Consider the following 2401-nt stretch of genomic DNA (forward strand, 5'->3'; position numbering starts at 1 on the left):
GACGGGACCGGCGCCGGCGGGGTGAGTCCCGGCCAGGCCGGGTCGGGCGGGCAGAGCCGCGCCGCGGCCAGGGTCCGCTCCACCAGCGCGGTCAGCCCGTCGGGGTCGACCAGGCTGCCGCTGCCCGCGGCCGTCCGGCCGTCGGCGTGCAGCCGGAGCCGGACCGTGGTGGCCGACTCGGCGACGTTCTGGTGGATGAAGGAGTTGGCGAACCGGGTCAGCGCCAGGTCGGCCCGGGTCACCACCACCTCGGCCTCGGCGCCCGGCCCGGCCAGCCGCCGGACCAGCTCCACCACCCGGCCGGCGAGGTCCACCTCGGTCATGCCCGCACCCCCACCCGGACGTTGCGGAAGCGGGCCGGGGCGGCCGGATGGCCGGTGTGCCCGGTCTGGCCGGGCTGCCCCTTGCCGCAGTTCGGCGTGCCCCACGGCACGATCTCGGAAGAGAGCATGTCCATCGAGCGCCAGAACACCGGCCCGATGCCGGTGTAGGTGGGGTTGCGCAGCAGCCGCCCCCGCCGGCCCTTCTTCACCTCCCAGCCGACCTCGCAGCCGAACTGGAAGTTGAGCCGCTTGTCGTCGATCGACCAGGACCGGTTGATGTCCATCAGCACCCCGTCGTCGGTGGCCGCGATGATCTCGTCGAGCGTGTGCGGGCCCGGCTCCAGGCCCACGTTGGTCATCCGCACCATGGGCAGCCGGGCCCAGCCGTCCGCCCGTACGCTGCCGCCGTAGTCGAGGCCCGCGACGGCGGCCGAGTCACGGCCGGCGAGCACCCCCACCCAGCGCCCCTCGCGGACCGCGTCCCGCCTGGCCGCCGGGGAGCCCTCGTCGTCGAAGCCGAAGCTGCCCAGCGCGCCGGGGATGGTCGGGTCGATGGTGATGTTCATCAGCTCCGAGCCGTACTGAAGCGTGCCGAGCCGGCTCAGGTCCAACCAGGACGTGCCGGCGAAGGCCGCCTCCCAGCCGAGGATCCGGTCCAGCTCGATGGCGTGCCCGACCGACTCGTGGATCTGGAGGGCGAGCTGCTCGCCGCCGAGGATCAGGTCGGTCTCGCCGGACGGGCACTCCGGGGCGGTGAGCAGCTCCCGGGACTCCTCGGCGATCCGCGCGGCGTGTGCGGCCAGGTCGAGTGAGGTGACCAGTTCCCAGCCGGTGGTGCCGTACTGGCCGCGGTAGCTCGGGTAGGAGCGGCGCTGGGTCTCAACGTCGCCGATCGAGGTGGCCGAGATGCCGCCGCCGCACTCCCGGATGCGCTGGTCGATGCGGTGCCCCTCGCTGGAGACGAACCACTTGGTGGTGTCCCAGATCTGGTAGAGCCCCTCGGCCAGGTCGGCGCCGTGCTCCCGCATCGTCGCGGTGGCGCGCACCAGCAGGTCGCCCTTGTCGGTGAGCGGCACGCCGAGCGGGTCGACGTCGCAGGCCGAGGCCCAGCTCGCCACCGTCGCCTCGACCGCGACCAGGTCGATCGGCGGGCCGGGGACCCGCGCGCTCGCGGTGGCGATCGCCGCGGCGCGCCGGCCGGCGTCGCGCGCCGCGGCGTCCGACAGCTCGGGTACGGCGTGGAAGCCCCAACTCGACCCGACCAGGGCGCGGACGCCCAGCCCGATGCTCTCGTCCTGGGTCAGCTCCTCGATGTCCCCGTTGCGGGCCGACATCGACTCGTAGCGGCGGTGCATCACCCGGGCGTCGGCGTACCGGGCTCCCGCGTCGAGGGCGGCCTGGACAGCGGCCGTGGCCGCGTCGAATCCCGTCATGCGCCCGACCCTAGGCGAACCGACCGACGTGCGTCAGCCGAGCAGTTCCTCGGGGTGGATCGTCGCCCGGCGGGATCGGTCAACTCCAGCACCTCGCCCGCCTTCGTGACGGATCGCTCGACGTAGTGCGCGCCCTGCCGCTGGAGGCGTTGCCCAGTCGCAACCATGAATGTCCAGGTGAGGGCTGTTCAGGTTGGAAACCCAGTCGTTACGCTCGGGCCGCTGACAGGCCGCGTTCTGTAGCTTATTTTCGCCTCCAGAAGTTTGTTGTAAGTTCTCTTCGTCACAGAGGGAGGCGGTCATGGGCAGGTCGGAGTCGGTGCCGTCCGGGGAGCCGGACCGCCCCGAGGTGCCGGAGCAGCGCACCGGCGAGGGCCCCTATCTGCGGGTCACGGACCTGCGGGTGCGGTTCGAGACCGAGGACGGCGTGGTGAAGGCCGTCGACGGGGTGTCGTTCGCCGTCGAGCGCGGTCGCACGCTGGGCATCGTGGGGGAGTCGGGTTCGGGGAAGAGCGTCACGTCGCTGGCGGTCCTGGGTCTGCACAACACGAAGCGGGCCACCATCACCGGGGAGATCTCGGTGGGTGGTCGTCAGCTGGTCGGGCTGCCGGAGGAGGAGGTGCGGCGGCTGCGGGGCCGGGACAT

At 72.8% G+C, this 2401-nt stretch carries 2 protein-coding genes and 1 pseudogene; 1 reads left to right on the top strand and 2 read right to left on the bottom strand.

Going from position 1 to position 2401, the window contains the following annotated elements; genetic code table 11:
* A pseudogene (locus B0E53_RS35520) lies at positions 1–323 on the bottom strand (TldD/PmbA family protein); the annotation flags it as partial.
* Entirely contained in the window at positions 320–1756 is a 1437-nt protein-coding gene (locus tag B0E53_RS35525) for a TldD/PmbA family protein (RefSeq protein WP_107079830.1), read from the bottom strand. The pseudogene B0E53_RS35520 and the gene B0E53_RS35525, both read right to left, overlap by 4 nt.
* 301 nt (positions 1757–2057) lie before the next feature.
* Here B0E53_RS35525 and B0E53_RS35530 point away from each other — a divergent pair.
* The coding region (locus B0E53_RS35530; protein ID WP_146167942.1) for an ATP-binding cassette domain-containing protein at positions 2058–2401 on the top strand (344 nt) is incomplete at its 3' end.

It is taken from the genome of Micromonospora sp. MH33 (assembly GCF_003013775.1).
GTDB classification, from domain to species: Bacteria; Actinomycetota; Actinomycetes; order Mycobacteriales; family Micromonosporaceae; genus Micromonospora; species Micromonospora fulviviridis.